Genomic DNA, 23,340 nt, shown 5'->3' with positions numbered 1-23,340 from the left:
TCGCGCGGTTTGTTTCAGTAGCCGCCTGCCCGGCGGAGGGGTAACTTTCTTTGCTGCTGCAAAGAAAGTCACCAAAGAAAGCAGCTTAGGGACCGGCTTCTGAAGCACAACTGGTTCCCCGCTATTTACCACAAGCCCTTTGGGCACTTCCCATTGCTAACGTTCGTCGTAGGTCAATTTCCAGGCGCACGCTTCTCTTTTAGGCTGCTTCGAGGAAGCCTTTGGCCGCTTAGAGATCTTTGTTTAGCGCTTGCTAGGAAGTTGTACCGTTGTCTCGCGTTTCGTTTCAGTAGCCGCCTGCCCGGCGGAGGGGTAACTTTCTTTGCTGCTGCAAAGAAAGTCACCAAAGAAAGCAGCTTAGGAACCGGCTTTTGAAGCACAACTGGTTCCTCGCTATTTACCACAAGCCCTTTGGGCACTCCCCGTCGCTCACGCTCGTGGTAAATCGTTAGCACGCGCAAGCGAATAGAGCCATCACGCCGCCTAACGAAAAAGCGCATGCGTGTTCTACATGTGCCAGGAGTAGAACACACATACGGTGGCCGACCAAAACGCAAAATAAATTACGACGCCCTAATGGTTAACTTTGCACCTACACCCTAAGAAAAGAACAACGAGACAAAGGTCTTCCTTAACGCTGTCTAGTGACAAGTCTGTGCTTAACGTAGATTTACCGCCGGCATTAGCGAGAGGGTGTGCTCAAGGGGTTTGTGGTAAATAGCGGGGAACCAGTTGTGCTTCAGAAGGCGGTTCTACAGCTGCTTTCTTTGGTGACTTTCTTTGCAGCAGCAAAGAAAGTTACCCCTCCGCCGGGGAGGCGGCTACTGAAACAAACCGCGAGACAACGGCTCAAATTCCCAGAAGGCGCCGGTGCTAGATAAAGCATTCACCACGAGCATGAGCAATGAGAAGTGCCCAAAGGGCTTGTGGTGAATAGCGAGGAACCAGTTGTGTTTCAGAAGCCGGTTTCCAAGCTGCTTTCTTTGGTGACTTTCTTTGCAGCCGCAAAGAAAGTTACCCCTCCGCCGGGGAGGCGGCTACTGAAACAAACCGCGAGACAACGGCTCAAGTTCCCAGAAGGCCCCGGTGCTAGATAATTCACCACGAGCATGAGCAATGAGAAGTGCCCAAAGGGCTTGTGGTAAATAGCGAGGAACCAGTTGTGCTTCAGAAGCCGGTTCCAAAGCTGCTTTCTTTGGTGACTTTCTTTGCAGCCGCAAAGAAAGTTACCCCCCCTCCGCCGGGGAGGCGGCTACTGAAACAAACCGCGAGACAACGGCTCAATCTCCCAGGAAAAAACCGACCACAAAACCAACACCCTAAGAACAAAACTTAGCCAGCAACCCCAACTGCGCATTGCGAATAGACTTCCCCGACCGCCGCTTACGATAATGCCCATCGCTCTGCATGACCCAGGCAGACTGATTATCCCCAAGACAGACGGATAACCCTTCAGCGATCACCCGACGCTTAAGCCGCCGATCGCGAATCGGAAACGCCACCTCGACGCGTCGAAAGAAGTTCCGATCCATCCAGTCCGCCGACGAAAGATACACATCCTCTTGCCCGTTCGCATAAAAATAGAAGATGCGATGATGTTCGAGGAAGCGCCCGACAATAGACCGAACGGTAATATTCTCCGAAAGATCCTCCACACCAGGCTTGAGCGAACAAACCCCACGCACGATCAAATCGATTTTCACGCCCGCATGCGATGCCTCGTACAAGGCAGCAATCACGGTAGGCTCGAGCAACGCATTCATCTTTGCGACGATCCGCGCCCGCCGGCCCGCGCGCGCATGCTCCGCCTCGGCGCGAATCGCATCGATCAATTTCGCGTGCAAGGTAAAAGGCGATTGCCACAAAAGATGCAGCGGAATCTCTCCGCCAATTCCAGTCAGCTGCTGAAAGACATGATGCACGTCCTCGCACATCTGCTGATCGGCGGTCATGAGACCGAAGTCGGTATAAAGACGCGCCGTGCGCGGATGATAATTTCCCGTGCCTAAATGCGCGTAACGCTTGAGCACCATCTTGCCGCCCTGCGACACGCGCCGCACGATCAACATCATCTTCGCGTGACACTTGTGGCCAACCACGCCATACACCACATGCGCGCCCACCGCTTCGAGTTGCGACGCCCAGTTGATGTTCGTCTCTTCATCGAAACGCGCCAGCAACTCGACCACTACCGTCACTTCCTTGCCATTGCGCGCGGCCTGCATGAGCGCATCCATCAAGGGCGAATCGGTGCCGGTCCGGTAGATGGTCTGCTTGATCGCCATCACCTGCGGATCTTTCGCCGCCTGCAACAGCAGTTCGAGCACCGGCTGAAAACTCTCGTAAGGATGATGCAGCAGGATATCGCCCTGATCGATCGCATCGAAGAGATTGGTCGTGTTGGCGATCGACTTCGGCACCGAAGGAATGTGCGGCACGAACTTGAGGTCCGGCCTGTCCACCATTTCAGGCAGTTGCATGAGCCGCACGAGATTCACCGGCCCGTTCACGCGATAACAATCGCGCTCGCTCAACTGGCTTTCGTCGAGCAGACGCCGCACGAGATGCGGTGGCGTCTCCGCCGATACTTCGAGCCGCACCGCATTGCCCAGATGCCGCGCGGGCAACTCACCCTGCAAGGCGACGCGCAGATTCGTGATCTCGTCTTCATCGACGAAAAGTTCGCTATTGCGCGTGATGCGAAACTGGTTGCAATTGCGCACGATGAGATGCGGAAACAGCTCGCTCACGAAGTGCTGCATGAACGTGCTCAGCAGCACGAAGCCATGCGGATAACCCGACAGCGCCTCGGGCATGCGCACGAGCCGCGGCAGCGCGCGCGGCGCCTGCACGATGCCCATCATGGCCTGACGGCCGAAAGCATCCGTGCCTTCCAGTTCGACGACGAAGTTCAGGCTCTTGTTCAGCACGCGTGGAAACGGATGCGCCGGGTCGAGGCCGATCGGCGTCAGCACCGGCAGCAGTTCGTTCAGGAAATATTCGCGCGCCCAGGCGTTTTGCTGCTCGCTCCAGCTTTCCGCGCCATGAAAATAGATGCCTTCCATTTCGAGCGCGGGCAAGACGATTTCATGCAGCATCACGTATTGCTGATGCACGAGGCGCTGCGCGCGTTCCGAGACGAGATCGTAGACATGCTGCAGCGACATGCCGTCCGGCGAGAGCGAGCCGGGGTTGTCGCGCATCTGCTCCTGCAGCCCGGCCATGCGGACTTCGAAGAATTCGTCAAGATTGCTGCTCGTGATGCAGATGAAGCGCAGGCGTTCCAACAAGGGAACCGAGATATCGGCGGCCTGCGCCAGAACTCGCTCGTTGAAACCTAGAATGCCCAGTTCGCGGTTGAAGAGCGGATAGCGTATGGACATCGGCTGGGAGAATGGTGTCTCGATCGGAAGGGCAAGGGAACGTTCGGATAGTCTCACAGTAAGATGGCTTTATTGTGACAGAACGATTGTCACAAATTCTACTCACATTGTGGTTAGCGTCGCTAGCGCAGGGCGCGTGATTACCGCGGTCGAGCGTGATTCACCAATTGACATCGGCGCATAAGTAGTCGACGTAGAATAGAATCCTGCGCTGCAGCAAAGCGCGCCTCCTCCCACGATCCCTGGACATCCGATGGTCACTCATCCTCATCTTCTTGCTGCGGTCGACCTCGGATCGAACAGTTTCCGGCTGATCGTGGGGCGGGTGGAAGAAACGCCCGCAGGCAGCCAGATTTACCAGGTCGATGCCTTGCGCGAGGCCGTGCGCCTTGGCGCGGGCCTATCGAAGGACAAAATGCTCGACCGTGCGTCGCAGTTGCGCGGGCTCGAAGCGTTGAAGCGCTTCGGCGAACGCTTGCGCGACTTTCATCCGGATCAGGTGCGCGCGGTGGCCACCAACACGCTCAGGGTGGCGAAGAACGCGCACGAATTCATCGGCGAGGCGGAAAGCGCGCTGGGTTTTCCGATCGAAGTGATCGCCGGTAGGGAAGAAGCACGGCTCATCTACGCGGGCGCCGCGCATTCGGTGCCGGCGAGCGCGGGCAAGCGCCTCGTGGTGGATATCGGCGGCGGCTCGACGGAGTTCATCATTGGCTCGCATTACACGCCGATTCATATGGAGAGTCTGTATATCGGCTGCGTGAGCCACAGCCGCACGTTCTTTCCGGCCGGCAACGTCGACGAATACACCATGCGCCAGGCCGAACTCGCGGCCAAGCGCGAAATCCAGATCATCTCGCGCGAATACAAGCAGACCGGCTGGGATCAGGCCATTGGTTCTTCAGGCACGGCGCGCGCGCTCGCGGAACTCGTCGAAGCGAACGATTTCAACGACCCTGGCATCACGCACGGCATTTCGCGCGGCGGGCTGGAGCGTCTGAAGCGCGCGGTCATCAAGGCGGAGAACGTCAATCGGCTGAAGCTCGTCGCGCTCAAGCCGGACCGCATTCCAGTGCTCGCGGGCGGCCTTTCGATCATGCTCGGCGTGTTCGAGGAACTGGGTATCGATTATGTGGATACCACCGACGGCGCCTTGCGTCTCGGCGTGCTCTACGACCTGCTCGGGCGTTCGCAGCATCAGGACATGCGCACCGTCACCGTGGAAGGCTTCAAGCGCCGTTATGGCGTCGATGCCGCGCAGGCCGAACGCATCGGCTCGCTCGCGATCAGCTTCTACGATCAGCTCGGCGAACCCGATGCGGAACGTCGCGAGGAAGAACGCATGTTCCTCGCGTGGGCTTCGTCGCTTCACGAGATCGGCTTGTCGATTGCGCATAGCGCGTATCACAAGCATTCAGCGTATATCGCGAGCAACGCGGACATGCCGGGCTTTTCGCGCACGGACCAGGCGCGGCTCGCGACGCTCGTGCTGGGTCACGCGGGCAAGCTCGGCAAGCTCGCGCAAGCGCGCGATGTCGACTGGACATTGCTGTTTTGCCTGCGTCTTGCCGTATTGCTGTCGCGCCGGCGCGCGGATGTCGGGCTGCCCGGCATCGAGGTGAAGAGCGCGGCGGGAGGCTTCGAAGTGCGGCTGTCCAACGAGTGGGTCGCGAGCAATCCGCTCACGGACTACAGCCTCGTTCAGGAAGCCATGGAGTGGGAAAAGATCGGGCGCCCGTATCGCGTGGTCTATACCGGCGATTGACGAACGCCGCGCCTTGAATCAACCGATGAAGTGCCGCGCATAACGCGCGTTGATATCCGACAGGCGGAAGAGGGTAAGAAAGTCCGCCGTGTTGAAATCCGGGTCCCACGCAGGCGCGCCGCATATCTTCGCGCCCAGACGCAGATAACCCTTCACGAGCGGCGGCGGGCTCACTTCCACGCCCGTGCGCAATTCCTCCACCGGCAGCGGCGTATGCGGGAACGCGTGATATTCGGGGGCGGCGAGGGCATCGGCGGCGAGCGAGGTGTAAAGGTTCGCCGCGTAGTGCCCGCCGTCGACCATGCCGACGCTCGCGCAGCCAAGCATCGTTTCGTAGCCGTTGTGCTTCATGTAGGCCGCGAGCCCGCCCCATAGCGACATGATCACCGCGCCGTTGCGGTAGTCGGGATGCACGCACGAGCGGCCCACCTCGACGAGCTTCGGCCGCAGATGCGCAAGCCGCGACACATCGAACTCGCCTTCCGCATACAGCCGCCCAATCCGCGCGGCCTCATGCGGCGGCAGCACGCGATACGTGCCGACCACTTTCAACGTATCGAGATCGCGCACGAGCAGATGATCGCAGTAGGCGTCGAAGACATCGACGTCAAGGCCCGCAGGCCCCGAGAGGTGCGCGCCCATCTCCTCGGAGAACACGCGGTAACGCAGCCGCTGGGCTTCACGCACGGCGTCGCCGGAACGCGCCCACGACACTTGCAGCCGATGCTGGCCGGTGATGGTTTCCGCGGTACGCGGAAGCTGGCGGCGCGAATCGAGCGAGAGCGACGATGACGCTCCGGTTGGCAGGAAGGGCGTCGGCATATCGAGCATTGGCGTTCCTCGGCAGGACGAAAGCTTGAGGGTTTCGGTCCTCGCCAATGTAGTAACGCGCAATGACGCTCGCATGGCATCGCAGTGACGTTTCGATGAAACGACATTCTGTTGAACCTGCGATTACACGGCCTTTCGGCTAGAGCAGATCGGGGTTCGTCACCGCGCGCAGAACGACCTGGCCGTCGCCGTGACGCGAGCGCGACTGGAACCACCAGACGCCTGATTTCTTGATCGACCAGTCCGCTTCGTCGCCGGTCATGAGCCACGCGGCAACGTGTCCGAGCGTAGGCTGATGGCCCACGACGACCACCGTTTCCGCGATGCCATCGGGCCAGCCGGCGGCATCGAGCACGTCTTGTGCACGTCGGCCGGGCGCGAGTTGATCGATCACGCGATACTGATCGCCGAAGGCTTCGACGGTCTGAATGGTGCGCGTGGCCGGGCTTGCGATGAAGACCGCATCGTCGTCGATACGCGCCTTCAGCCACTTTGCGGTGCCTTGCGCCTGCTTGCGTCCGCGCGAGGTGAGTTGACGCGCGAGATCGCTTGCGGCCTGATCTTCGGCTTCGGCGTGACGCCAGAGAATGAGGTTCATCGTTGTCTCCGCGAATTCGAAATGGCAAGAGCTTGCATGACCGGGCGGCGGCCGTCACTCGCTAAAGTGGCAACATTCGTTCCCTCTGCCGGAAGTGTTTGCGGCGTCGCGGCAAGCAAGCTATAATCTGCGGCTTGTCGGAGCGTAGCGCAGCCTGGTAGCGCATCTGATTTGGGATCAGAGGGTCGAAGGTTCGAATCCTTTCGCTCCGACCACCATACACGAAGGGGTTACAAGTCACGGCTTGTAACCCCTTTGTCTTTATGACGTCGGGTTTGACGTCTTCTTGGGGACTTCATGCTGCGTAACTTCGTGTCCGTTCTAGGTGCCGCCACGCTTGCACTCATGCTGGCTGCATGCACCGAACCCGCCAATCAAAAGCATCCGCCGCAAGACCCGCCCGACTATAAGGGCGTACCGACCGACGACACCCCGCCGTCGATGCTCATCGCGCCGACGTCGGCCGATCCATAGTGAAAGAAGGCGAAGCGCCGACGCATGAGCGCCGGCGCTTCTAACCCGCGCGGACTGTTCGCGCAGAGAGAAGCGCGGGCTGCAGACATTTTATGGAGGCTTGGCCTCGGCAACTGTGTGCGCTTGTTTCCGAGCGTAACGGCGTGCAAGTTTCAATACGCCGGCGCCACACGTTTGCGCGGTAGGAACGACGCGTCGGTCATCCATACTGACCTTAACTTCTAACTGACATTTAAGCGAAACATTTGCCGCAAGGTTAATATCCGACGACTTAGTGCATTCTGGTTTCGCCATGAATCTGCTGTCGGTTTTCGCTATCGTTGCTCCGCTCGCGCTTGCATTCCTCTTTGCGTTTGCCGCGCGTATCGATCCATTGTCCGGCCGCTGGCGCAGGAAAACGCCAAAGCGCGATCGGACCAAGCCCGCGAGCGCGTGATGTTCCCTTGAGCGCTCATGCAGGCACGCATGCAAGCGTCACTGCTTGCAGCGGATCACCATCGAACGATTCTTGATGTTCGCGCCGAAGATACCCGCGACCGTGCCGCCGGAAGTCGCGCCGTTGTCATTGTCCTTCGACACCACGTCGTATCCATATGCACCGCACACTTCGCCCGCTTGCTTGTAGCAGGCCGCCCAGCTCGTGCTCGCATCGCCGCCGCTGCAGTTGATGGCGAAGCCCGTGTCGCCGGATGGCAAGTAGGTCATGGTCGGGCCGTGGGCGCATCCGCCGAGCGCGCCGGTAAGCGCGAGAGCGGCAACGACTGCGCCCGGGTGGATTCTCTTCATCGAAATCATCGATCTTCCTCTTATGGTCCGTCTGCGTTCAACGCGACGGCAAGTAACGCGCCGGGTCCGTCGAGCGGCCCATGTAACGCACCTCGAAATGCAGCATGGTGCGGTCGCTGTCGGTATCGCCCATCTCGGCGATTTTCTGGCCCTGCTGCACGGTCTGGCCTTCCTTCACGAAGAGCGTCCTGTTGTGTGCGTAGGCGGTCAGGTAGTCCTCGTTATGCTTGACGATCAACATGTTGCCGTAGCCGCGCAAGCCGTTGCCCGCATAGACGACGCTGCCCGTCGCCGCGGCCACGATCGGCGTTCCCGCTGAATTGGCAATGTCGATGCCCTTCGAGTTGCTGCCGTTGAAGTTGCGGATGACGTCGCCTTGTGCGGGCCAGACGAGCGTGATGCCCGGTCCCGGCTTCGTCGCCGGTGCGGTGTCCGCGCTCTTCGGTGTGCTCGTGCTCGCCACGTTCGATGAAGCCGTCGCCGAGCCTTCCGGCGGCACCACGCGCAGCACTTGTCCGACTTCGATTGCATCGGGATTCGACAAGCTGTTCCAGCGCTTGAGATTGGCGACGGTGGTGCGATTGGCGCGCGCGATCTTCGTGACCGTGTCGCCGCGCTCGACGCGATAGTAACCGGGCGCAACCGGACCGGAGCCGCAAGCGGAAAGCGTCACGACCGCCGCGACGAGCGATGTAAAAACGAACTGGCGGATTCTTTTATGCAAACCTGACCTCGTAAGGCGCCGCCGCGCGACGGGCGTTTGAAATTTTGCGCGGCGGATCGAAGGCAGGATTTTACCGTTTCGGGTTTCCCCTGACAGAAAGCCGTTTGCAACGTTTAGTCGGCGCGCGTGACGGCGAGCCTGAGCAACGCGGTCTCCGTTTTGCCCGGCGCGAGCCAGCGCAGGCCAAGACCGTTATGGATGGCATCGGGCAAGCCGATCCACGGCTCGACGCAATAGAAGTCCGATGTATCCGCCTCGGTCCAGGTCGTGACGGCAAACCACGGCACCGAATCGGGCTGATGCAGCTCGAAACTCACGGTGCGCTTCAGGCCCGGCATGTTCAGGCGCACGGGCTGATCGGAAGGACCCGTGAAGCAATGAAAGTTGTCGATGATGCTCGCGTCGCCCAGCGAGTAGCGCGGCGAGCCAGGCGTCGCCTCGCTGATCGCGCCACCGGGCAACTGATGCCGGCGCTCGGTGCGCGGCAGCTCCACGCTGCTTTGTGCCCGTTGATCGTGCGGCAGATGGAAATAGAAGTGATGCCCGGCGTAATAGGGCAGCGCCACTTCGCCGGGATTCGATGTCGTGAGTTCGACTTCGAGAGTCGTGGCATCGACGAGCCGGTACGCTGCCTCAAAGCGGAACGCGAACGGATAGCCTGCGCGCGTGGCGTCGCTGTCGACGAGCGTCATGCGCAGGCCGTGACCGTCGGCATCGCGCGTACAGGAGAACGGCAGGTCGCGCGCGAAGCCGTGTGTCGAGAGCGTGTGGACGACGCCGTCCTGATCGCGCCACTTGTTGATTTCGCCGTCGACGAAATGCCGGCCGAGAAACGGAAACAGCAGCGGATTGCCGCCGCGAATCTTGGGCGGATTGCTCCAGCCGGGCGCATCGGGCCAGTGGATGACGGGCTCGCCGTTCACTCGCCACGTCATGAGGCGGCCGCCGGCGCTCGGCGCGAGCAGGATTTCGGCGCCATCGCGCTCGATATGAATCACGTCTGGTTGAGATGACATGGTGCGAAGACGCTCCGGTGAAATGATGATCGCGCTGAAAACGGGCCTTGAAACCCCGACGATTCTGCCTTGCTTTGTCCTACGGAGAAACCCTTTGCGGGAAATTGCGACTGCCGTCTCATCTGACGATGTGTTGTTATAGCAACCGAATGTTGGAAATCAGACGGACAGGGAGTCACCATGGATCTGGCGATGGCAATGGGCGTCGCGATGTTCGGCCTCTTCGGCGCGAGCACGGCAATCTTTCTTTATAAGCTGAAGGGCTGAGCAGCGCGCCGCCTGCTCGTCGAGGTTCTTTCGGCTTGATTCGATATCGCTTTCTTATAAATTACTGATTGATTCGGTTTCGCTGACGTTTATCGATCGGTGACGCCTGTCGCACGCGTTTGTACGTTTTCCGCTTGGCGGTCCAACTACGGCTGTGCATAATCGGTCCCGACTTGCGCGCCGCACCATTTCCTCATCCCCTTCGATCTTCGTCTCGCCGCCTTCGGCCTTGCGCTTTGGAGCGAGGAAAGCACTCCGCGGCGCGTCTTCCTTCCTCTTTCATGAAAAGGACCGACGCGTGACTCTCTGGTTTCTTATTTTTCTGAGCGTGCTGCAGGGCGTGACCGAACTCTTTCCGGTCAGTAGCCTTGGACATACGCTGCTCGTTCCCGGCTTGATCGGCATGCATATCGACAAGCACGCGCCGCAACTGCTGCCGTTTCTCGTCGCCTTGCATCTCGGCACCGCCCTCGCGCTGCTGTGGTACTTCCGCAAGCGCTGGGTCGCGCTGATCGGCGGCTGGTTCGCTTCGCTCGGCGGTCGCCGCAACGACGACGGTCACATGATGTGGGCGCTCATCATCGGCACCATTCCGACGGGCATCGTCGGGCTGTTGCTCGAAAAGCGGCTCGAAGCGCTGTTTCACGATCTGCGTATCGTGGCGGCCGCGTTGATCGTCAATGGCGTGTTGCTGTGGTTCGGCGACAAGCTGCAACGCGCCCGTGCAGCACGCGCGCCCGAAAAGCTCACGTTCAAGCAGGCGTTTCTGGTGGGTCTTGCGCAGATCGGCGCGCTGATTCCCGGCTTCTCGCGCAGCGGTCTCACGATCATCGCGGGTGTCGGCGCGGGCCTGACGGCTGAAGCGGCGGCGGAGTTTTCGTTTTTGCTTGGCACGCCGATCATCTTCGCGGCCGGCGTGCTCGAATTGCCGAAGCTCTTTCACGCGCCCGGTCAGCTTTTCGATGCGTTGCTCGGCGGCGTGCTGACGGGTATCGCGGCTTATCTGAGCGTGCGTTTCCTGATGCGTTATTTCGAAGGTCACGGCAAGCTGGCATCGTTCGGCGTGTATTGCGTGATCGCCGGCATCTTCTTCTTCGGATGGTTCATGATGCATCCGCAGCCGTTGTAATCAAGTCTGGCCGCGCCGCTTGCGGATTGAGGTAAAATCCTCGCTCTCTTGGGTGCGGCCGGTCTCGCTTGGCCTGCCACGCGCCCATGTCTCAAGTGGTTCCTCGTAACCGCCCTTAGCTCAGCTGGATAGAGCAACGGCCTTCTAAGCCGTAGGTCACACGTTCGAGTCGTGTAGGGCGGGCCAGAATCAGCGGTTGTTCCGAAGCGCGTTCAGGCGCATCTTTTTGCAAATCACTCCGCCGTATTTTCGACGACCATTCGCTGTGTTCGTCGCACTCGCCAAGCGTGAATTTCGTCATCCGCTGCGAGCGGAATGCTTACTTGGCGATCCGAATCGAATCATGTCTTTTCGGCTGGTTCCTTCGCCACGCGCGGATGATCGCTCGTCAGTGTCATCAGAATGTCCGAGTACCACGCGCTGTTGAGACCGAGGCTTTCATCGGCGTGGACATCTCTTGTTCCCATGTCGATGGTCGATGAATGAATGCCGAGCAACACCCACGGCAAGCTCGCGCCCGTGCTCGTGTTCGCCATCGACGGATTGCTCATGACCACAGGCGCGCCGCTCGTTCCGCGATGCGTGCGTGCATCCGTGATGAAGCATCCCTTGCCCTGAAAGCGCAGGCCGAATGCCGACGCGATAATGCCTTGGCGCACCACCGGCAAATGATGCAGCGAGTCGTGAAAACCAAGCGGGAAGCCGACGATCAGCACGGACGCGCCCGTTGGCATGACATCGTCGGGCGAGGGAAGATGCTCCGGCCCGAACGCCTCGAACACCGCCGTTACGGGCAACCGGTCGCGACGAATTTCCAGCACGGCGACGTCGATCGCGCCGCCGTCGTCCGACCCATCGCGCCAGAGACTCACGCTCTGTGCATAGAGCGGCAGGTTGAACCACGTCGATGCACCGAGGTTGTCGCGGTCTGTGTGCAGTTCGATCTCGATACGATCGGGAAAATGCTGGCTCGGTTTATCGGTGACGACGTGACGGCTCGTGACGAGAAACAGGCGCTGATCGCGAGCAAAGAAAAAGCCACTCGCATTCGTTAGATGACGCTCTTGCACGAACGTGCGGACCCGGGCCGCAGTAAGGAGCAGCGCTTCGGCCGCGGGCTTGAACGTGGCGGGCGTATTGGGTTGCTCGCGCGGAATCATTCTCCCGACGAGTTCAAGCAAAGCGTCACGCTGCGGCGCGGCTTCACCCGAAGACAAAAACGCATCCAGCGATAACTCGGATACGCGTCCTCCCGATGCGGCATTCGGCACATGTCGAACCACGGGCATTTTGTCCGAGCCGGTATGCAACAGCCATTTATCGCCGTTCGGGCTTACATAGAGTTCGATGGAGTCGGTATTCATCAGAGTCGGGACGGCGTGATGTGATCGAATGGCGCTTTGCGTTTCTTGCCGCGCGTTTGCAAGCAAGCGTGAAGAAAACATCGGCGCCACGCATCAGCGATGTGAACTCGGGACAAGTCGAAATACCGCGTCGATATTCATCAGTACTCCCCGATTATCCTGTCGACCGTTCAAGCCGAGAAAGAGAAGCGCATTCAAGGGGAGGGCAGAAAGCTGCAAAGGCGCGCGGGCAAAAGATAAATTCGAAGCGTGTCCAGCCGACGATACGCAGTCAATTCGGCAGGGTCAAGACATTTCGGGCGGCTGCTTCGCGGCTATTGGCCGGGGCAAAAAGTCGATAGCGGCTTGTCCCGCGCTTTCGGCGATGAGACAGGACGAGCCGCGCGTGATCGCTGCCGCACTGCCCGGGCATACTCGAGTTGCCGCTGTGCTTGATCCGCAAACTCACGTCATACAAGTCTTTCGCAAACGACGTCAGCGCCATATGTATTTCGAAGCCGCGACACCGGAAGATGCGGAACATGACGCGCTTTCGGTCGGGTGAGTTCGCGCGCTTTTTGGCGGGGTGCGCGATGCGGGTCGCGCGATGATAGACAGATAAAATCATTGAGGCCGGTACTGAAACTTTCGCTGTACAAAATCACTAAAGCGCGTAGGATGGGCTTGGCCGATTGAGTCGCGACTTTGTGTGAAAACCGCATACGTTGCTCTCAACGGTGGGCCCTGACGGGATCGGCCTATTATCGTAGACCGTGCAATGCGGTCAGTCGTTGCGGTCAGTTGCATAGACGTCGCCGACATCGCGAACAGCGCCGATATTGCTCCACGCTCCATCATTGATATGCCGCCCACGGCGGCGCGAGGTCATCCCATGACAGTTGAATTTCGCCTATATCGCGGCCTTGAAATTTATCCGCTCGTTTTCTCGCATAGGCCCGCAGATTCCGGTCATGGTCATAACTACGACGAGGGATTCGACGCCGCCGTGCGCATCCAGGAACCGCAAGTCGAGACTGGCGTGGCGCGCAGTCGTGTCTTCAGGCTCAGCATGGACGAGCCTTTTCAAAGCGCGGGTGACGCGCGCCGCGCATCGACTGCTTATGCGGAACAGATGATCGATCAATGTCCGCAAGACAGAACGTTTTTCGACTGAATGATCGATCGAGCAGATCGGGAGACGTCGGGCCTGCATGATTTTTCCGCAAGCCTGAATGTGCTTTAGCTAAGAGCTGTGATGCCAGGGCGCCTCACGGCAATCAACCAGGAGACGCCATGGAGATTACGCGAGCCCGCTTTCGCATCGACCCAACACCGCGCAGGGCCGACGGAGAATATATGGCGCATGCGCGAATCATCACCACCAACGCGGACGGCAGCGAATCCGATGTCCTGTCGAGCGGCGATCTCGCTGGCTTCGACTCGCGTGACGATGCAGTCGCCTTCGCTAAAAAGTGGGCGCAAGACTGGCTCGACGCTCGCTTCGGCTAGTGTCCGCATCGGGTCTATTGAAACCCCGTGATTCCGTCTGCGCAGGCCTTCGTGCCTCTGGCTAACGTCTCACATCGCCAAGCATGCTTGCAGCGGAGAAAGAATGGTCAGTTTCAATCAGGAAGACGCGACGAAAGACCTGCCTGAAAATCCCATCAGGACGATGCAGAAAGCGCGCGCCTCACGCGTGCGCAAGGGCAAGCCGGCGCTTGCCGTCGTTTCGGCGGATGCCTACGCCGAAGCCGCACAAGACGACACGCGGCAGCGTGAAATACGCGCGCTCATCCAGATGGGCAAGGACCAGGGCTTCGTCACGCATGCGCAGATCAACGACCATCTTCCCGGCGACTTCGCGCAAAAAGCCGCGCGCGAAGCCATTGCTCGAACCTTCAACGACATGGGCGTCGCGGTCTTTGAACAGGCGCCCGACACCGAAACCCTGCTTCTGAACGACGCGACCGCCGTCGCCATGCTCGAGGACCACTCCGACGAGGATGTCGAAGTCGCCTTGTCGACGGTGGATTCCGAATTCGGCCGCACGACCGATCCCGTGCGCATGTATATGCGCGAAATGGGCGCGAAGCAATTGCTGACGCGCGCGGCGGAGATCGAGATTGCGCGGCGTATCGAAGACAGTCTTCACGAGATGATCCAGGCAATTGCAGCGTGCCCCGCGACCATCTCGCTGATTCTTGCCAGCGCGGCGCAGGTCGAGGCGGGCACGCTGTCGATCGATGAATTCGTCGATGGCATCGACGACAAGGACGATGTGGACGCAATGCCCTTCGCGCAGGCGCCCAATGCGCCCAGTGAGTCCAGTGAGTCGAACGCACCGAGCGATGCCGACGAAGAAACCAGTCTCGAAGACTCCGATCGCGCCGAGCAGGAAAGGCTGAGTCGGCTCACGAGCGACAGCCTGGCCATCTTTGCACGTGTCGAAAAATCCTTCGACCGCATGACTGTCGATGCAATCCAAAGCCCGCTTGCAGATACGAGCATCCGCACCGAACTCGCGCGCATTCGCTTTACCAACCGGACCGTGGATCGTCTTTGTGCCGACATGCAGCAGCGAGTCGCGCAAGTTCGCATGGTCGAGCGGCGCATATCGTCCATTGCGATCGATTATTGCGGCATGCCGCGCGAGCAATTCGTGGCGTCGTTTCCCGGTCATGAAACCGATCTCGAGTGGACCGCCAATACGGCTGCGGCAGCGAACTCGCATGAGTACGGCGCGTCGCTCTACCGCAGTCTTCCGGCCATCCAGACCGAGCAGTACAAGCTGATCGAGCTTGAATCGAGCGCCGCGATGCCGTTGCAAAGGCTCAAGCAAACCAGCCGTCAGATGCTCGCGGCCGAGTCGCGCATGAGACGCGCGAAGGCCGAGATGATCGAGGCCAATCTGCGCCTCGTCATTTCGATTGCCAAGAAATACGTGAACCGGGGCGTGCACTTTCTGGACTTGATTCAGGAAGGCAATATCGGTCTGATGAAAGCCGTCGACAAGTTCGAATATCGGCGTGGCTGGAAGTTTTCGACTTATGCGACGTGGTGGGTTCGGCAGTCGGTCACGCGCGCGCTCGCGGATCAGGCGCGCACCATTCGCGTTCCGGTGCACATGGTCGAAACCATCAACAGGCTCAATCGCATTTCACGCGAGATCATGCAGCAGACCGGACGGCCCGCGCAGCCTGCGGTGCTCGCCGAACGCATGGAGTTGCCGAAGGAGAGAATCAGCGGCATCCAGAAGATCGCGTTGCATCTCATCTCGCTGGAAACGCCTGCAAGCGATGACGCCGACGCCACGCTCGGCGACATGATCGAGGACACGAACGCGCAATCGCCGCTCGATGCCGCCGTGCACGCGGACATGCGCGCCGCCATCGACGACGCGCTCAACGCGCTTTCGCCACGCGAGGCGCGCGTGCTGCGCATGCGCTTTGGAATAGACACGGTATCCGAATTCACACTGGGCGAACTGGGCTCGCATCTGGGCGTATCGCGCGAGCGCGTTCGCCAGATAGAAAGCCAGGCCATACGCAAGCTGATGCATCCCCGCCGCGCCGACAAGCTGCGCTCGTTTCTCGACCTCTGAAACGTCAGGGACATGTGTCGAGGCAGCGATTGGTTCAAGCCCCCCAGCGACGTCATGACTCTCGCCGCGGCAAAGACCCGAATCCGGACCGCGCGGACTGCGCCGCCCGAACCGTTGCGCGGCGATCAACTCCTCGGATGCGCGAGGAAGAAACGCAGCATCTCGGCGCTAGCGTCAGGTCCGGCCGGATCGGTGTAGGTTCCGCGCGTGCTGCCGCCTGACCATGCGTGCGGCGCGCCGTGAATGGTCCATAACTCCGCGATTTTCCCGTTGGCCGACTTCAAGCGCTGGACCGTGTATTCGCGTGCGCCGGAAATGCCGTCGTGCATCTCGCGGTCGGAACCGCTTGCGGTGAAGTCGTCGACGAGCTTGCGGGCGTTGGCGTAATTCACCGTGGCGTCGGCATCGCCGTGAAAGACGATCAACGAGCACTGCGCTCCGCCTCCCGCGCGCTGGTTCGCGGCGTTGCCCTGACCGCCGCGCATTGCTGCGAGCGCGGACGGCAGATCGTGCGCGGCACCCACGGGAAGGCCGGAGTGCACGCCCGCCGCTGCATAGAGATCCGGATAGCGCTGCGCCATGATCGCCGCCATTGCGCCGCCGGCGGACAAGCCCGCGACGTAGACGCGTTTCGGGTCCACGCGATGACTCGCCATGACTTCACGCGTGATTCCCGCGATGATCGACGGTTCGCCGCCGTCGCGTTGCTGATCCGACGACTTGAACCAGTTCCAGCACTTCGACGGATTCGCGCTTTGCGGCTGAACCGGATAGACGACGATGCAGTCGTGCGCGTCGGCAAGCGCGTTCATTTGCGTGCCGGCCGCGAAGTCGTCGGCGTTTTGCGTACAGCCGTGCAGCATGACGATGAGCGGCAACGGCTCATCGCGATAACCGGCCGGCACGTAGAGTTTGTAGTCGCGCTGACCGGCCGCGCCCGTGAAGCGCCGCGTGCTGAAGTGTCCGCGATCTTCGGCGTCCGGTGCAGAGGCGGGCGCTGGTTGCGGCGGTGCTTTGACGAAAGCATCCGATGCGTCAGACGCGTGCGTTGCGTGCGTGGCGCCGCGCATCGCGCGCTTGACGACTTCGACGGCGCCGCTGCTGTCGCTTTTGCGAAAGCGTTCGAACGCCTCTTTCATGGAGTCGAGAAATCCTTCGTTCAGTTTCATCATGTTTTCCGTAGTCGTTTCCGGCCTGCATCGGCAGGTCAGCGGATTCGATCTGCAAGCGCCGCTTTCACAGCCGGCGATGCGTGCAGCGCACCGCGAACCAGTATCGATTCGATGGTGGCAAGGGCAAGTTCCGGGGAGACGTCGGCGGCAATGCTGGCAAGACCCAGTACCTGAATCTTGAGCCTTTCATTGGCCGCGCGCACCGCTTCCAGATCCTGCTTCGAGAAGTATTGAAGTCCCAGCACGAGGGCGCGCCGCGTCGCCGTTTCCTTGACGACCACGGCATGCACCGAGAGCTGATTGCGGATAGCCGTACGGATCAGATCCGTGCGGTTCGAATAGAAACCTTCTTCCACGAGCAGATCGATTTGGCCGAGATCCACCGGGCCAAGATTGATCGTGATTTTTTCCGTTTCGCCGCCTTTGGAACGTGCGGCATCCAAGATTTGCCTCGCCATGAGTTCGTTTTTTCCATCCGTTGACCATCCATATGGATGGTTATAGGCTGGTTTCGAGAGCACGTCAAGAAAAAACGATATGTGCTTTTTCGTCCGATTAGCGCGAATTAGTCAGACATTTCAGCGGTTTTGCGCGCGGGGTCGGCATTCGTTCTGGCCCGCTTCCTGCCCTATGTTTTCTCACGTTGCTTCACCGCGCCGACGAACGCCCCACGGGCCAAGGCTCCGGCTGAAATTGGCTGGCTTTGGCTGGATTAACCGGTTCGTACAACACTTGCGCTGCACACCCAGGATGCATTTGCGCCCCAACATGGCGCATTGGATGCACCGCGTGTGCGGCTGGCAAACCTGTGTCGCCAGAGGATGACGTGAATAATCGAGCATACGAAACCAGTCCAGCTCAGTGCTCGCTTTGGAATCGCAAAAAGCTGCGGGTGCGGCCGGATGCGCGGCGCGTGCTCGTCGCGTACGCGGAGCGGGCGCTCGGCATATCGCTCGTGTCGTTGTTCGAGCTGAAGGGATTTCCAACGCAGCTTGCCATCGATGCGACATCGCTCAAGGGCATCGTCGAGGAGTGGCGACCGCATTTGGTCTTCTTGGATACGCGCATCGGCGGCTGCGCCAACTATGCACTCGTGCGCGAAGTGCGCCGTCAGGACGACGACGCGGGCCGCCTGATCATCGCGATGAGCAGCTTTCTTCCCGAAGAGCCGCTCGGGCGTCTCAAGGAAGCGGGCTACGACGGGCATTGCCGCCGCCCGTGCCCCGTGTGGCAGATGACGGATCTGCTCGACGAATACTTCGCGTGCCACGCGGTGCGTTGAAGTCCGCACGCTGACGCTGCATCGCGCGCGCATAGCTCAGCGGGCCGAACACGGCATTGAGCGCGATCATCGCGATGAGGCTCGCCGCGAGCATGGCCCACGACATCGCGAAGCCGCCGCTTGCGTCGCGCACGATGCCGGCAATCACCGGCGCTGCCGCCGCGATCACGAAACCCACGCCCTGCACGAACGCGACGAGACGCGCGGCGAGTTCGGGGTCGTCGGCGTGATCGAGCGTCAATACGAGCGTGAGCGAAAACACGCCGCCGAGTCCCGCGCCGAGCAACGCCACGACCAGAACGGGCAACGCGAGCGGCGCGTGCAGCAGCAAGCCGAATCCCGCGAGTTGAGCGACAAGGCCGGCTGCGATCCACGCGCGCCGGTCGCGAGCGCGTCCGAAGCGAGCGGCCGCCATCGGCAAGAGCAGCGCGGACGACGCCTGAAACACCGTGAGCAACGCGAGCAGCGTGCCGCTTTCGCGGACGCCCTGACCGAGTTGTTGATAGTACGCGGGCAACCACGCGACAAGACTCGTATAGCCGCCGTTGACGAGCCCGAAAAACACGCCGAGCGCCCACGCGCGACGATTCGAAAAGAGCGAAGGCTTAGAAGTCGTATCGCGTGTGACGGCGGGACGAGGCAAGGCATCCGCGCGCATCAGAAGCAGCCACAACGCGAGCGCGATGAGCGCGGGTATCGCCCAGACAGCGAGACCTGTTTGCCAGCTTGCGAGCGCGGCCACGTTGGGCGTGATGCTCGCGCCGAGTCCGCCGCCCGCCATGATCGATGCGGAGTAGAGGCCCATCGCAAAGGGCAGGCGCGCGGCGAAGCGCGTTTTCATGACACCGGGCAGAAGCGCCTGAATGACCGCGACGCCCGTGCCCGCGACCGCCGCGCTTGCGATCAACGCCGCCGCTTCGCCCGCGAAAACACGCGCCGCGCACGCCGCGACGATCGCCACGAGCCCGATAGCCACGCCACGCGCATTGCCGATAGCCCGGGTCAGCGCGCTCGCCCCGAATGCGCAGACGCCCATGGCGACCACGGGCAGGCCGGTGAGCAGTGAAGCGCCACGAAACGACAAGCCGGTGGCGGGCAGGATCACGTTCATCAGCGGACTGATCGACGTGAGCAGCGGCCGCAGATTCAAACCGATTGCGACAATCACCGCCAGCCATACAAGGTTCGATGCGCGTGCTTTCATCGCGTGAAGTCCGCGGGAATGATCGTGCCGTTCGACATCACGAAGCGGCGAGCGGGGCGCATGGCGACGGCCTGCGCGACCGTTTCGGCATCGACGAGCACGAGGTCCGCGCGCATGCCCGCGGCAAGGCCATAATCCGCGAAGCCGCAACCGCGTGCCGCTTCGCTCGATACGCATGCGAAGGCCGCGGCGAGATCGTCGTCGCGGCGCAGGTCGAAACGCATCGCGATCAGCATCGCGCGTTCGAGCATGTCGGGCGAGCCGAAGGGCGTCCATGTATCGCGGATGCCGTCGTTGCCGCCGAAGAGCGTCACGCCCGCCGCGCGCGCCTCGCGAAACGGCGGAACGGCCACGGATGCGGGCGCTGTGGTGAGCAGCGCCACATTCAGGCGCGCGATGCGTTCGAGCAACGCGTGGCGCCGCGCATCGGGCAACTGGCCCAGACAAAACGCGTGACTCACGACGACGCGTCCCTCGAAGCCGAGCGCCTTTACGCGATCGAGCAGCAGATCGAAGGTGAAGGCGCCGAGATCGCCGGGTTCGTGCAGGTGAATGTCGATCGGCTTGTCGTGCTTCGTGGCGAGCGCGAAGGTGATGTCGAGCGAGAGAGCGGGATCGCCGTCGATGGCTGCCGGGTCGAGCGCGCCGAGCACGTCCGCGCCGCTTCGCAATGCGGTATCGAGCAGCTCGCGCGTGCCCGGGCGCGTCGTCACACCGGATTGCGGGAACGCGACGATCTGCATGTCGAGCACATCGGCGAGCGCGGCGCGCGTGGCGGCGACGCCTTCCAGATGACGCAGGCCGGCGTCGGTATCGATATCGACGTGGGTGCGAATGCGCGTCGTGCCCTGACGCAGAAATGCCAGCGCGAGCGCGCGCGACGCTTCGGCCGCATCGTGACCGCTTTCGGCGCGCCAGCGCCGCTCGTTCTCGATGCGATCGACAAGACGCGGCCCCACCGCATTGCGATACCACGGCATGCCCCACGTGGTCTTGTCGAGATGCGTGTGGCCTTCGACGAAGCCAGGCAGCAGCAACATGCCCGCGCCGTCGACGACCGTATCGCTCGCGGCAGGCGTCTTTTCGCCATGCGGCGCGATGGAGTCGATGGTGCGCGCGCGCACGCAGACGTCCACGGAATCGCCGCCGAACGGCCGTGCGCCGATAATCCAGATTGCCGGTTTCATACCCGATAGCCTCCTTTTTGGTTGACCATCTTAGCAAATATTGGTCAACCAAAATCGCGGCATCGCTGATAACCCGTATTTGCCGGGCACTCGCTACAATGCGGATCAACAACAAGCACCGCACGCATTCATGGCATCGCAAAAGGACATTTCACCGGAAGAGCGCGTCTACGGCGCGGTCGCTTCCGCGCTCTTGCAGGGCAAGCTCGCGCCGGGCGCGCAACTCGTCGAGCGCGAACTCGCGGCGGCGTTCGACTGCACGCGCGGCGCCGTTCGCAAGGCGCTCGCGCGGCTTGGCGCAGAAGGCAAGCTCACGCTCGAAGTCAATCGCGGCGCGTTCGTGCCGTCGCCTTCCGTCGATGATATTCGCGAGGTCTATCGCGCGCGGCAAGTGGTGGAGGCGGGCATCGTGGCGAGCCTGTGCGGCGCGCTCAAGACGCCGCAAAAGCGTACGTTGCGCGCGCATGTGAAGAGCGAGCAGCGTGCGCTCAAAACCGGCGTCGTGGAAGAATGCGTGCGGCTCGCGGGACAGTTCCATCTGCTGCTTGCGCAGCTTGCGGGCACGCCGGAAGTCGAGGCGTTTCTCGCGCGGCTCGTCGCCAGGACGGAGCTGTATAAAGCGTTGTTCGATCCGTCGAAGGTGTCGAATTGCGCATCCGACGAACACGGGCGTCTCGTCGATGCGCTCGAAGCCGGCGATCTGCACACCGCGCTTGCCGTCATGCGCGAGCATATCGATGAACTCGAGGCGCGCGTGCTGACCGAGGCGGGCGGCCAGCGTAGCAGCGATCTGGCGTCGCTTTTCGCGGGCGCATGAAAAAACGGGCCGCAAGAGGCGGCCCGTCGGTCAAGCTCGGAGACTTATCACTGCGAGAAGTTCATCGCGTTCGTCAGGTCGCCCATTGCGGGCGCGCCGTTCGCCTTCAACGCGGCATCGCGCGAAGCCAGACCCGGCAACGTCGGCAGCGAGAAACGCTTCGTGATGAAGCGCAGGATCGACGTCGTGTCGTACTGCGTGTGATCGACGAAACCCTTCTTCGCATACGGCGAGACGATGAGCGCCGGAATGCGCGTGCCCGGACCCCAGCGGTCGCCCTTCGGCGGCGCGACGTGATCCCAGAAGCCGCCGTTTTCGTCGTACGTCACGACCACGACCATGTTCTTCCACTGCGGACTGTTCTGCAGATGCGTGATCAGGTCGGCGATGTGTTGATCGCCCGAGGCCACGTCCGTATAACCCGCGTGCTCGTTCAGGTTGCCCTGCGGCTTGTAGAACGAGACTTGCGGCAAGGTGCCCGCGTCGATCGCCTTGATGAACTCCGTTCCGTTCGTGCCGCCGTCGAGCAAATGCTGCGCGCGGTTGGTCGAACCCGGCGCGAGATCGGCGAAGTAGTTGAACGGCTGATGGTGCGTCTGGAAGTTCGGCACCGAATTCACCGAGCCGCCGATCACCGAACGGCTCGCCAGCGCCGCGCCCCACGAACCGCCATACCATGCCCAGCTGATGCCCGCGTTGTTCAGCAGGTCGCCGATATGCTGCTGCGTCTGCGGCGGCAGCGTCGTCGCGGCGTTCGGGTCGGCAAGCGTCGGATCGCCACCCGTCGGCGGCGTGTTGCCGCTCGGCTGATACGGCGGCTGCATTGTGTTGATCGCGTAGAAGTCGGGCGTCAGGTTGCCCGAGTTGACGAACTTCGGAATGCCCGTGAGCGCCGAAGCCGGCGAGTTCGACGCCAGCGTGAGCGACACGCCATCCGCGTTCACCGCCGAGATCGACGCCTTCGCCACGCTCTTGTCGGCGTTCGGATAAACCGGCGTACACGCGCAAACCAGCCACTGGTGATTCAGGAACGAACCGCCGAACGCGCCCATGAAGAAGTTGTCGGCGAGCGTGTATTGCTGCGCGACTTTCCACAGCGGCAGCTTTTGCGGCGGCGTGCTGTAGTGACCCATCACCATGCCGCCCGAATCCGCCCATGCGGCGAACTTGTCGTTCTTGCCGCCGTCGATCTGCATCTGGTTTTCATAGAAGCGGTGATACAGGTCGCGCGTCGTGAGCGAGAGCGGCGTGTTGAAGCCCGCCGGATCGTCGATGGCGAAAGGCGCGTTCGGCAGATTCGCCGTCATCGCCTCGGTGACGGCAGGCGTCACGCCCGTTGCCGTCAGACCCGTCCAGATCTTCGGCAGGGTCGGCAGCACGCTGCCGTCGCGGTCGAGCTGCTGCGCGCTTGCCGCCGTCACGCTCTGCAAGCCGTTCGCGCCGGGGAAGCTGCCGTAGAGGTTATCGAAGCTGCGGTTTTCCGCGTAGATGACCACGACGTTTTTCACCGACGAGATGTCGTTGTCGTGGTGGTCGTCGCCGCCGCATGCGTATAAGCCGATTGCCAGCGCCGATGCGAGCGGCACTGCGCAAACGAGTTTCTTGTTCATCGAGGTCTCTCTTGTGTTGGGGAGCCGGCGCCGAATGCAGGCGACTTCGGCAAACGCCTTTAAGTGCCTTTTAGTGCCGGCGTGCGAAGTGTGACCACGATCAATTACGCGAACATGTAATAACGCTTTCGAATGCGTAAGGTTGGTGAAA

The 23,340-nt window shown here is 61.3% G+C and carries 22 protein-coding genes and 2 tRNA genes; 11 read left to right on the top strand and 13 right to left on the bottom strand.

What is annotated here, in order from left to right; genetic code table 11:
- Positions 1–1,319: 1,319 nt before the first annotated feature.
- Positions 1,320–3,383: a polyphosphate kinase 1 gene (gene ppk1, locus NCT04_RS10060; protein WP_244825734.1), complete on the bottom strand. Its 2,064-nt coding sequence runs from the start codon at positions 3,381–3,383 to the stop codon at positions 1,320–1,322.
- 253 nt (positions 3,384–3,636) lie between these two features.
- On the opposite strand from ppk1, the gene ppx reads away from it, so the two are divergent.
- Entirely contained in the window at positions 3,637–5,148 is a 1,512-nt protein-coding gene (gene ppx / locus NCT04_RS10055; RefSeq protein ID WP_244825732.1) for an exopolyphosphatase, read from the top strand.
- A gap of 18 nt (positions 5,149–5,166) precedes the next feature.
- Here ppx and NCT04_RS10050 read toward each other — a convergent pair whose 3' ends face one another.
- The gene (locus tag NCT04_RS10050; protein WP_244825731.1) at positions 5,167–5,979 is read right to left on the bottom strand and encodes a GNAT family N-acetyltransferase; all 813 of its coding nucleotides are present in this window, start codon (positions 5,977–5,979) and stop codon (positions 5,167–5,169) included.
- Positions 5,980–6,118: 139 nt separating this feature from the next.
- Positions 6,119–6,577 (bottom strand): SixA phosphatase family protein, encoded by a 459-nt coding sequence (locus tag NCT04_RS10045; RefSeq protein WP_244825730.1) that lies wholly within the window; start codon positions 6,575–6,577, stop codon positions 6,119–6,121.
- 138 nt (positions 6,578–6,715) lie between these two features.
- Between NCT04_RS10045 and NCT04_RS10040 the strand changes: the two genes are divergently transcribed.
- From NCT04_RS10040 to NCT04_RS10030, 3 genes are all read left to right on the top strand, one after another.
- Positions 6,716–6,792: transfer RNA gene (locus NCT04_RS10040), tRNA-Pro, on the top strand.
- A gap of 82 nt (positions 6,793–6,874) precedes the next feature.
- Positions 6,875–7,051, top strand: coding sequence for a hypothetical protein (locus NCT04_RS10035; RefSeq protein ID WP_250465240.1), 177 nt, complete (start codon positions 6,875–6,877; stop codon positions 7,049–7,051).
- A 292-nt stretch (positions 7,052–7,343) separates the two neighbouring features.
- Complete coding sequence (locus NCT04_RS10030; protein WP_250465239.1) at positions 7,344–7,487, top strand: hypothetical protein; 144 nt, start codon at positions 7,344–7,346, stop codon at positions 7,485–7,487.
- A 38-nt stretch (positions 7,488–7,525) separates the two neighbouring features.
- Here the strand turns inward: NCT04_RS10030 and NCT04_RS10025 are convergent, their stop codons facing one another.
- The 3 genes from NCT04_RS10025 to NCT04_RS10015 form a co-directional block, all read right to left on the bottom strand.
- A complete protein-coding gene (locus NCT04_RS10025; RefSeq protein WP_370652024.1) occupies positions 7,526–7,846 on the bottom strand; it encodes a hypothetical protein in 321 nt (106 codons plus the stop codon).
- 28 nt (positions 7,847–7,874) lie between these two features.
- Entirely contained in the window at positions 7,875–8,561 is a 687-nt protein-coding gene (locus NCT04_RS10020) for a peptidoglycan DD-metalloendopeptidase family protein (RefSeq protein WP_250465238.1), read from the bottom strand.
- 113 nt (positions 8,562–8,674) lie between these two features.
- On the bottom strand, positions 8,675–9,577 hold the full coding sequence (locus NCT04_RS10015; RefSeq protein WP_250465237.1) for an aldose epimerase family protein: 903 nt from the start codon (positions 9,575–9,577) through the stop codon (positions 8,675–8,677).
- 565 nt (positions 9,578–10,142) lie between these two features.
- Here NCT04_RS10015 and NCT04_RS10010 point away from each other — a divergent pair.
- On the top strand, positions 10,143–10,973 hold the full coding sequence (locus NCT04_RS10010; protein WP_244825722.1) for an undecaprenyl-diphosphate phosphatase: 831 nt from the start codon (positions 10,143–10,145) through the stop codon (positions 10,971–10,973).
- A gap of 109 nt (positions 10,974–11,082) precedes the next feature.
- Positions 11,083–11,159, top strand: a tRNA-Arg gene (locus tag NCT04_RS10005).
- Between the two features lie 155 nt (positions 11,160–11,314).
- Here the strand turns inward: NCT04_RS10005 and NCT04_RS10000 are convergent.
- Entirely contained in the window at positions 11,315–12,337 is a 1,023-nt protein-coding gene (locus NCT04_RS10000) for a S1 family peptidase (RefSeq protein WP_250465236.1), read from the bottom strand.
- A 271-nt stretch (positions 12,338–12,608) separates the two neighbouring features.
- Entirely contained in the window at positions 12,609–12,860 is a 252-nt protein-coding gene (locus tag NCT04_RS09995) for a hypothetical protein (RefSeq protein WP_250465235.1), read from the bottom strand.
- A 348-nt stretch (positions 12,861–13,208) separates the two neighbouring features.
- Between NCT04_RS09995 and NCT04_RS09990 the strand changes: the two genes are divergently transcribed.
- The 3 genes from NCT04_RS09990 (at position 13,209) to rpoD (ending at position 15,917) form a co-directional block, all read left to right on the top strand.
- On the top strand, positions 13,209–13,490 hold the full coding sequence (locus NCT04_RS09990) for a hypothetical protein (protein ID WP_244825717.1): 282 nt from the start codon (positions 13,209–13,211) through the stop codon (positions 13,488–13,490).
- Positions 13,491–13,609: 119 nt separating this feature from the next.
- A complete protein-coding gene (locus tag NCT04_RS09985; protein WP_244825715.1) occupies positions 13,610–13,825 on the top strand; it encodes a hypothetical protein in 216 nt (71 codons plus the stop codon).
- Between the two features lie 103 nt (positions 13,826–13,928).
- On the top strand, positions 13,929–15,917 hold the full coding sequence (gene rpoD / locus NCT04_RS09980) for an RNA polymerase sigma factor RpoD (protein ID WP_250465234.1): 1,989 nt from the start codon (positions 13,929–13,931) through the stop codon (positions 15,915–15,917).
- A gap of 125 nt (positions 15,918–16,042) precedes the next feature.
- On the opposite strand, the gene NCT04_RS09975 is transcribed toward rpoD, so the two are convergent.
- Together NCT04_RS09975 and NCT04_RS09970 are read right to left on the bottom strand one after the other, a co-directional pair.
- Positions 16,043–17,086: an extracellular catalytic domain type 1 short-chain-length polyhydroxyalkanoate depolymerase gene (locus NCT04_RS09975; protein WP_250465306.1), complete on the bottom strand. Its 1,044-nt coding sequence runs from the start codon at positions 17,084–17,086 to the stop codon at positions 16,043–16,045.
- A 38-nt stretch (positions 17,087–17,124) separates the two neighbouring features.
- Positions 17,125–17,547, bottom strand: coding sequence for a ribbon-helix-helix domain-containing protein (locus NCT04_RS09970; RefSeq protein ID WP_244828079.1), 423 nt, complete (start codon positions 17,545–17,547; stop codon positions 17,125–17,127).
- 368 nt (positions 17,548–17,915) lie between these two features.
- Here NCT04_RS09970 and NCT04_RS09965 point away from each other — a divergent pair, with 368 nt between their 5' ends.
- The gene (locus tag NCT04_RS09965; protein WP_244825711.1) at positions 17,916–18,371 is read left to right on the top strand and encodes a response regulator; all 456 of its coding nucleotides are present in this window, start codon (positions 17,916–17,918) and stop codon (positions 18,369–18,371) included.
- On the opposite strand, the gene NCT04_RS09960 is transcribed toward NCT04_RS09965, so the two are convergent.
- Positions 18,271–19,575, bottom strand: a complete 1,305-nt coding sequence (locus tag NCT04_RS09960) for a cyanate transporter (protein ID WP_250465233.1) — start codon at positions 19,573–19,575, stop codon at positions 18,271–18,273. The two genes, NCT04_RS09965 and NCT04_RS09960, sit on opposite strands and share 101 nt — an antisense overlap.
- Entirely contained in the window at positions 19,572–20,762 is a 1,191-nt protein-coding gene (locus tag NCT04_RS09955) for an amidohydrolase family protein (protein ID WP_250465232.1), read from the bottom strand. Before NCT04_RS09955 ends, NCT04_RS09960 begins: the two co-directional genes overlap by 4 nt.
- Positions 20,763–20,892: 130 nt before the next feature.
- On the opposite strand from NCT04_RS09955, the gene NCT04_RS09950 reads away from it, so the two are divergent.
- Positions 20,893–21,579 carry a GntR family transcriptional regulator gene (locus NCT04_RS09950; RefSeq protein ID WP_250465231.1) on the top strand — a complete coding sequence of 229 codons (687 nt, stop codon included), beginning with the start codon at positions 20,893–20,895 and terminating at the stop codon, positions 21,577–21,579.
- 47 nt (positions 21,580–21,626) lie between these two features.
- Here the strand turns inward: NCT04_RS09950 and NCT04_RS09945 are convergent, their stop codons facing one another.
- Positions 21,627–23,189, bottom strand: a complete 1,563-nt coding sequence (locus tag NCT04_RS09945; protein WP_244825704.1) for an acid phosphatase — start codon at positions 23,187–23,189, stop codon at positions 21,627–21,629.
- Positions 23,190–23,340: the final 151 nt, after the last annotated feature.

Origin of the sequence: Caballeronia sp. GAFFF2 (assembly GCF_023631485.1) — a bacterium.
GTDB lineage: Bacteria > Pseudomonadota > Gammaproteobacteria > Burkholderiales > Burkholderiaceae > Caballeronia.
The sequence above is the reverse complement of the archived record's forward strand: the minus strand, read 5'-3'. Positions and strand labels throughout refer to the sequence as shown.

Excerpts from the sequence above, each read along its gene's own strand:
- ppk1 (WP_244825734.1), bottom strand. The coding sequence starts at position 3,383 with ATGTCCATACGCTATCCGCTCTTCAACCGCGAACTGGGCATTCTAGGT.
- ppx (WP_244825732.1), top strand. The coding sequence starts at position 3,637 with ATGGTCACTCATCCTCATCTTCTTGCTGCGGTCGACCTCGGATCGAAC.
- NCT04_RS10050 (WP_244825731.1), bottom strand. The coding sequence starts at position 5,979 with ATGCTCGATATGCCGACGCCCTTCCTGCCAACCGGAGCGTCATCGTCG.
- NCT04_RS10045 (WP_244825730.1), bottom strand. The coding sequence starts at position 6,577 with ATGAACCTCATTCTCTGGCGTCACGCCGAAGCCGAAGATCAGGCCGCA.
- NCT04_RS10035 (WP_250465240.1), top strand. The coding sequence starts at position 6,875 with ATGCTGCGTAACTTCGTGTCCGTTCTAGGTGCCGCCACGCTTGCACTC.
- NCT04_RS10030 (WP_250465239.1), top strand. The coding sequence starts at position 7,344 with ATGAATCTGCTGTCGGTTTTCGCTATCGTTGCTCCGCTCGCGCTTGCA.
- NCT04_RS10025 (WP_370652024.1), bottom strand. The coding sequence starts at position 7,846 with ATGATTTCGATGAAGAGAATCCACCCGGGCGCAGTCGTTGCCGCTCTC.
- NCT04_RS10015 (WP_250465237.1), bottom strand. The coding sequence starts at position 9,577 with ATGTCATCTCAACCAGACGTGATTCATATCGAGCGCGATGGCGCCGAA.
- NCT04_RS10000 (WP_250465236.1), bottom strand. The coding sequence starts at position 12,337 with ATGAATACCGACTCCATCGAACTCTATGTAAGCCCGAACGGCGATAAA.
- NCT04_RS09995 (WP_250465235.1), bottom strand. The coding sequence starts at position 12,860 with ATGTTCCGCATCTTCCGGTGTCGCGGCTTCGAAATACATATGGCGCTG.
- NCT04_RS09990 (WP_244825717.1), top strand. The coding sequence starts at position 13,209 with ATGACAGTTGAATTTCGCCTATATCGCGGCCTTGAAATTTATCCGCTC.
- NCT04_RS09985 (WP_244825715.1), top strand. The coding sequence starts at position 13,610 with ATGGAGATTACGCGAGCCCGCTTTCGCATCGACCCAACACCGCGCAGG.
- rpoD (WP_250465234.1), top strand. The coding sequence starts at position 13,929 with ATGGTCAGTTTCAATCAGGAAGACGCGACGAAAGACCTGCCTGAAAAT.
- NCT04_RS09975 (WP_250465306.1), bottom strand. The coding sequence starts at position 17,086 with ATGAAACTGAACGAAGGATTTCTCGACTCCATGAAAGAGGCGTTCGAA.
- NCT04_RS09970 (WP_244828079.1), bottom strand. The coding sequence starts at position 17,547 with ATGGCGAGGCAAATCTTGGATGCCGCACGTTCCAAAGGCGGCGAAACG.
- NCT04_RS09960 (WP_250465233.1), bottom strand. The coding sequence starts at position 19,575 with ATGAAAGCACGCGCATCGAACCTTGTATGGCTGGCGGTGATTGTCGCA.
- NCT04_RS09955 (WP_250465232.1), bottom strand. The coding sequence starts at position 20,762 with ATGAAACCGGCAATCTGGATTATCGGCGCACGGCCGTTCGGCGGCGAT.
- NCT04_RS09950 (WP_250465231.1), top strand. The coding sequence starts at position 20,893 with ATGGCATCGCAAAAGGACATTTCACCGGAAGAGCGCGTCTACGGCGCG.
- NCT04_RS09945 (WP_244825704.1), bottom strand. The coding sequence starts at position 23,189 with ATGAACAAGAAACTCGTTTGCGCAGTGCCGCTCGCATCGGCGCTGGCA.